This window comes from Brachybacterium sp. HMSC06H03, assembly GCF_001807385.1.
In the GTDB taxonomy this organism is placed as follows: Bacteria; Actinomycetota; Actinomycetes; order Actinomycetales; family Dermabacteraceae; genus Brachybacterium; species Brachybacterium conglomeratum.
Map to the genome: position 1 here is coordinate 1 of NZ_KV788932.1, position 6,139 is coordinate 6,139.

The 6,139-nt window shown below is 74.5% G+C and carries 5 protein-coding genes and 1 pseudogene; all 6 read right to left on the reverse strand.

Going from position 1 to position 6,139, the window contains the following annotated elements; all coding sequences use genetic code 11:
- Positions 1–331: pseudogene (locus tag HMPREF3159_RS14170) on the reverse strand (hypothetical protein); the annotation flags it as partial.
- Positions 328–1,395, reverse strand: coding sequence for a copper transporter (locus tag HMPREF3159_RS14175; protein WP_070501774.1), 1,068 nt, complete (start codon positions 1,393–1,395; stop codon positions 328–330). The pseudogene HMPREF3159_RS14170 and the gene HMPREF3159_RS14175, both read right to left, overlap by 4 nt.
- A gap of 15 nt (positions 1,396–1,410) precedes the next feature.
- The gene (gene steA / locus HMPREF3159_RS14180) at positions 1,411–2,583 is read right to left on the reverse strand and encodes a putative cytokinetic ring protein SteA (protein WP_070501775.1); all 1,173 of its coding nucleotides are present in this window, start codon (positions 2,581–2,583) and stop codon (positions 1,411–1,413) included.
- A complete protein-coding gene (gene recN / locus HMPREF3159_RS14185; RefSeq protein WP_083305966.1) occupies positions 2,580–4,298 on the reverse strand; it encodes a DNA repair protein RecN in 1,719 nt (572 codons plus the stop codon). Before recN ends, steA begins: the two co-directional genes overlap by 4 nt.
- Positions 4,299–4,309: 11 nt before the next feature.
- The gene (locus HMPREF3159_RS14190) at positions 4,310–5,254 is read right to left on the reverse strand and encodes an NAD kinase (protein WP_070501777.1); all 945 of its coding nucleotides are present in this window, start codon (positions 5,252–5,254) and stop codon (positions 4,310–4,312) included.
- A gap of 3 nt (positions 5,255–5,257) precedes the next feature.
- Positions 5,258–6,139: TlyA family RNA methyltransferase (locus HMPREF3159_RS14195; protein WP_070501778.1), on the reverse strand; the 882-nt coding region annotated here is incomplete at its 5' end.

Genomic DNA, 6,139 nt, shown 5'->3' on the forward strand with positions numbered 1-6,139 from the left:
GGGCCGGGCCGCCCGCCGCGGCGAGCAGCGCGAGGGCGGGGATGCCGAGCGCCTTCGCGGCACCCGTCGTCACCCGGCCGGAGCGGAGCGAGGCGAGATGCCCGCGCAGCCCCTTGGAGACCGGGCGGCCAGCGCGTCGCTGATGCGGCTCGAGCAGGTCGTCGAGCAGCCCGAGCCCGCCGATCCCGGCGAGCGCGAGGAGGTCCAGGGACCGGCCCGTGCGCCGTGCGAGGGCGCAGGTGCCCGCGACCACGAGCGCGCCCTCGGCGAGGCTCACCTCGCGTCCGGCGAAGTTGGTGCGGGCGAGCTCGGCGCGCAGCGCGGCGATCACTCCGCTCCCCCGCCGTCGGACGGCGCGGCCCCGCCCTCGGTGCCGTCACCCCCGGAGCCGTCGCCCTCGGTGCCGACCCCGGCGGTCTCGGGCAGGGCGGGGAGGCGCTCGGCGGCATCGGCCGTGGTGCCGTAGGCGCCGGAGCCGCCGCGGGTCTGCTCGACCAGCGCGAGCAAGGACAGGACCGGGCCGTCGGGCTCCTGCAGCCGGTCCGTCGTCGACAGCGCGTCGTAGGTCGCCTCCCCGCGCACGGTGCGCAGGATGCCGGTGGACGCGTCGTTCGCGGGCGTCACGGCGGAGACCACCGCGGGCAGGCCGGTCCCGGCGAGGGCGGTGAGCATGCTGGTGCGGGAGGCGAGCAGGCCCTGGGCGCGCTCGGCAGCGGCCTGGTCGTCGTCGGTGTCGACGGCGAGCTCCTCGGGGGCGGCGCTCGCGTGCACGACGCCGTCGACCGTGCCCGGCGCCCCGCCGTCCACGCTCACCATCCCGTGATCGATGAGCACCTGCCACAGCTGCCCGCGCAGCTCCTCGTCCAGGCTGTCGCCCTCGCCGCCGGCCAGCAGCTCGGGGATCAGCGCGGAGAGGCGCTCGGAGTCGGTGAGCTCCTCTCCTCCGACGGCCGTGAGCGCCCCGGGCGCGATCTGCTCCACCGCGGCGACCGCGTCGGTCCGCGCCTGCTCCTGTCCCGGCTCCCACAGCGCGCTCTGCAGCTCGACGTGCACGGTCTGCTCGACGCCGGCCGCGTCCAGCAGCGAGGTGATCCGCTCGGTGGAGGCGCGGGTGGAGTCGTCGTCGGTGAGGATCGCGATCCGCTGCCCCTCGAGGGTGCCGTCCACGAGCTCCGGCCCGACCTCGTTGATGAACGAGGAGAGCTGGTCGTTCTCGCCGGCGAGCTGCTCGGCCTCGGCGCGCAGCTGCTCCTGCTCGGTGCGCAGCTGCTCGACCTGACCGGCGAGCTGGTCGCCCAGGTTCTCGCGCAGCGGCCCGGCGCCGAGGACGATGCCGACGGCGAGCGCGAGGAACACGGAGATCAGCGAGACGAGGTGGTAACGGAAGTCGATCACGGGGTCGGGACCCTCCTACGACCCGGTGGCCCGGGGTGTGAACAGCGTGGTGAACCAGGACAGGAGCCCGTCGAGGCGGGCGAAGAGGATCTGCACGAGCGCCTGACCGCCCGGAGTGGCCCAGAGCGCCACGGCGAGCGCGGCCAGACCCGCCAGCGCCAGCAGCACGAGCTGGAAGGTGGAGATCCTCTGACGGTACAGGCGGGAGACGCCCTTCGCGTCGACGAGCTTGGAGCCGATGCGCAGACGTGTGAGGAAGGTCGAGCTCATGCCGGCACGGCCCTTGTCGAGGAACTCCTCGAGGGTGCCGTGGGTGCCGACGGCGACGATGACCGAGGCGCCCTTCTCGTCGGCCAGCAGCATGGCGATGTCCTCGCTGGTGCCCGAGGCGGGGAAGGAGACCGCGCCCTCGGCCAGCCCCAGCTCCGCCAGCCGCTCCATCCCAGGGGCGCGGCCGTCGCGATAGGCGTGGACGACGAGCTCGGAGCCGGAGCGCAGGGCCCGGTCGGAGACGGAGTCCATGTCGCCGATGATCATGTCGGGCCGGAATCCGGCCTCGAGCACCGCGTCCGCGCCGCCGTCGACCCCGATGATCACGGGGCGGTTCTCGCGCAGGAAGGGTTTGAGGGTCGCGAGGTCCTCCTTGTAGTGGTAGCCGCGCACCACGATCAGCACCGGCCGGCCGTCCATGCGGGTGGCGACCTCGGGCGCGCCGATCCCGTCCAGCAGCAGGTCCCGCTCGCGGAGCATGTACTCCATCGTGTTCTCGGCGAACAGCTCGAGCTGCTCGGAGAGCCCTTCGCGGGACGCCTCCTGGGAGGCGGTGACGCTCGCGTCGTCCTGCCGGGCGCCCTCGGCGATCGGCTCCCCCTCGAGCAGCACCCGCCCGTCCTCGACGGTGATCCGCTCCCCGTCGCGGATCCCCTCGAAGACCTCGTCCCCGAGGGAGTCGACGAGCACGATCCCGGCGTCGACGAGTATGCGCGGGCCCGCGTTGGGGTAGCGGCCGGAGGTGGAGGCGGCGACGTTGAGGACTGCGGCCGGCTCCCGCTCGACGAGCGCCTCGGCGGCGACCCGGTCGATGTCCTCGTGGTCGATGATCGCGATCTCGCCGGGGCGGAGGCGTTTGGTGAGGTCCTTGGTGCGCTTGCCGAGCCGGGCCACGCCCTCGGTGCGGGCCGCGCTCATCGCTGCGCCCGTCCGGCCTCGTCCAGCAGCTCCTCGGCGTGGGCGAGGGCGACGTCGGAGGCGTCGTCCCCGGCGAGCATCCGGGCGAGCTCGCGGATGCGGCCCGGCCGGTCCAGGGTCTCCACGGTCGAGCTGGTCGCACCGTCCTGCGAGGTCTTCACGATCTGCAGGTGGGTGGAGGCGTGGGCGGCGACCTGCGGGAGGTGGGTGACGACGATGACCTGGGCGTGGCGGGCCAGGCGTGCGAGGCGCTGGCCGACGGCGAGGGCGGCGCGCCCGCCGATGCCGGCGTCGATCTCGTCGAAGACGAACACGGGGGCGGCAGTGCGGTCGCTGCGGGAGGAGGCCAGCGCCACCTCGAGGGCGAGCATGACGCGGGAGAGCTCGCCGCCGGAGGCGGCCTGCGCGACCGGCAGGTGGTCGGCGCCGGGGTGGGGGGCGAGCAGGATCGCGACCTCGTCCCGGCCGTGTGAGCGGTGGGCGCGCCCCGTGACGTCGACCCGGATCTCGGCATCGGGCATCTCGAGGTGGCGCAGCTCCTCCTGGACCGCGCCGGAGAGGGCGCCTGCGGCCTCGGTGCGTGCCGCGGTGAGCTCCTCGGCGGCCGCGTCGAGCTCCGTCTCGAGCTGCCCGAGGCGGGCCGCGACGGTGCCGCGCTCCTCCTCCGCGCCCTCGAAGCGGTCGAGCTCCTGCGCCGCGGTGCGGGAGGTCTCGAGCAGGGTGGTGACGTCCTCGGCGGGGCCGTCCTGGCCCGGCAGCAGGGCGCCGAGGTCGCGCACCAGGACGGTCAGCTCGTGGAGGCGCTCGTTGGCCTCCTCGATGCGTCCGGGCGAGGCGTCGATCCCGTCGGCGTAGCTCGAGAGCTCCCCGGCGATGTCGGAGAGCTCGATCCGCAGCGCGTCGAGCCGTTCCGTGAGGGGGACGAGGGTGCCGTCGGTGCGGGCGGCGCGGGCGAGGGCCTCCCCCGCGATGTCGAGCAGGGATCCGGCGGCGGGGCCGTCGTCGTCGCCGACCAGGGCGAGCGCGGCCTGCCCGGCGGCGCCGCGGAGCTCCTCGGCGTTGCCGAGCCGTTCGATCTCGTCGCGCAGCGCGTCGTCCTCCCCCGCCTGGGGGTCGGCCTGCTCGAGCCGCTCCAGTGCCTCGGTGAGGACGGTGCCGCGGCGCTCCCGCTCGGCGAGCAGGGCGTCGAGCTCGGCGAGGCGCTCGGTGAGGGCGGTGCGCTCGCGCCAGATCGTGCGGTGCTGCTCGAGCAGCGGCTCGATCTCGGCGGCGCCGAAGCGGTCCAGGGCCTCGCGCTGTGCGTCGTGGTCGCGCAGACGCTGCTGGTCGGACTGGCCGTGCACGGTGACCGCGGTGCCCACGAGCCGGGCGAGGGTCCCGATCGGGACGGGGACCCCGCCGATCTGGGCGCGGGAGCGGCCGTCGCGGGTCAGACGGCGCACCACGAGCACCTCGCCGTCCTCCTCCTCGGCGCCGAGCTCGTCCATCGCGTCCGCGAGCTCCCCGTGCCCGGCGAGCGCGAGTGTTCCGTCGACGGTGCTGGAGCCGCGGGTGCGGCCCCGGTCCAGGCGGCCGCCCAGCAGCATGGTCAGGCCCGTGACGATCATGGTCTTGCCAGCGCCGGTCTCGCCGGTCAGGGCGGTGAATCCCGGCCCGAACTCGAGCAGGGCGTCGTCGATCACGCCGATGTGGCGGATGCGCAGGGTGGACAGCACGGCGGCGCCCTTCAGCGGGTGCGCGGGCCGCGGCCCCGCCAGCCCACGACGGGCAGCTGGAACTTCTCGACCAGTCGATCGGCGAACGGGGTAGGAGCGAGGCGGACCAGGCGCACCGAGTGCTCGGAGAGCCGCGCCTCGATCCGCATCCCTGCCACGATGTCCTCCCCGCGGCGCCCGTCGAGGGTGAGGATCGCGTCCTCGCGGTTGTCCATGGTCATCTCGACGGCGATCTCGGAGGAGCGTCCCAGCACCAGCGGCCGGGCGAAGAGGGCGTGGGCGGCGAGCGGGATGAGCATCATCGCGTCGACCTCGGGCCAGATGACGGGACCGCCGGCGCTGAACGCGTAGGCGGTCGAGCCGGTCGGGGTGGACAGCAGCACCCCGTCGGCGCCGAAGCTCGAGACGGGCCGGCCGTCGATCTCGATCGCGACGTTGATCATCTTCTGCCGGTCGGCCTTCTCCAGGGACGCCTCGTTCAGCGCCCAGTGGTGCCCGATCTGCTCGTCGTGCTCGTCGAGCACGGCGATGTCCAGGGTGGAGCGCTTCTCGATCTCGTAGTCGCCGTCCAGGAGCCGGGCGACGGTGATGGAGAGGTCCTCGACCTCGCTCTCGGCGAGGAAGCCGACATGGCCGAGGTTCACGCCGTGGACGGGGACGTCAGCCTCGCGCACGGCCTCGAGCGCGCGCAGGATGGTGCCGTCGCCGCCGAGGACGATGCCGAGCTCGACGGCGTCCGCAGCCGAGACGGCGTCGAGCACGTCCACGCCGCCGTTGGTGAGGAAGGTCAGCAGGCGCGGCGGCGCCTCGTCCTCCGGCAGGGAGAGGATCTCGTCGACCTGCTCGTCGACGACCACCGCGCGCACGCCCCGGCGGCGCAGCTCCTCGAGGACCGTGAGCATGGCGCGCAGCGCCGCCCGACGTCCGGTGTGCACGTACAGGAGGAACCGTCGCATGGGTCAGTCCTCCTCGGGGGCGTTCTGGTCGCGGCGGCGCCGCGGGAGGGCCCCACCCACGGCAGACCCGATCATGTCATAGGCCTGCGCATCCGGCGTGCAGGCCGAGCCGGGCGCGGTGGCCCCTGCACCATGCGGCCGGATCGAGCGGGAGGGCCGCAGGTGCACGAAATACTCGCGGTTGCCGTCCTGGCCGGGCAGGGCGCTGGGGCCGATGGCAGCGAGCTCGAGCCCTTGCTCGGCGGCGGTCTCGACCACGCCCTCCACGGCACGGATCCGGGCGGCGGGATCGGTGACCACGCCGGTGCGGGGCAGCGCCTGCTTCCCCACCTCGAACTGGGGCTTGACCATGAGCAGCAGCTCCCCGTGCGGCGCGATCACGCCCGCGAGGGCGGGCAGGACGGTGCGCAGGGAGATGAAGGAGAGATCCGCGACGACGAGGTCGACGCGGGCGCCGAGCATGCCCGGGGTGAGGTCGCGCACGCTCGTGCCGTCGCGCACCTCGACGCGGGCGTCCTCGCGCACATGGTCGGCGAGCTGGTCGTGCCCGATGTCGACGGCGATCACGCGATCGGCGCCGCGCCGCAGCAGCACGTCGGTGAACCCGCCGGTCGAGGCGCCCGCATCAAGGCAGAGCAGGCCGCGGGGATCGAGCTCGAGCAGGTCGAGGGCGCCGGCGAGCTTGTGCGCGGCGCGGGAGGCGTACTCGATGCCGTCGGGCACGTCGACGACGGTCAGGCGCGCCCCGTCGGGGACGGGGGCGGAGGGCTTGCCGGCCCGGCGCCCGTCGATCCTCGCGCGTCCCTCCTCGACGATGCGCCGGGCGTGGGTGCGGGACCGTGCGAGGCCGGCGGCGAGCAGCGCGACGTCGAGCCGGTCCCCGCT

Excerpts from the sequence above, each read along its gene's own strand:
- steA (WP_070501775.1), bottom strand. The coding sequence starts at position 2,583 with ATGAGCGCGGCCCGCACCGAGGGCGTGGCCCGGCTCGGCAAGCGCACC.
- HMPREF3159_RS14190 (WP_070501777.1), bottom strand. The coding sequence starts at position 5,254 with ATGCGACGGTTCCTCCTGTACGTGCACACCGGACGTCGGGCGGCGCTG.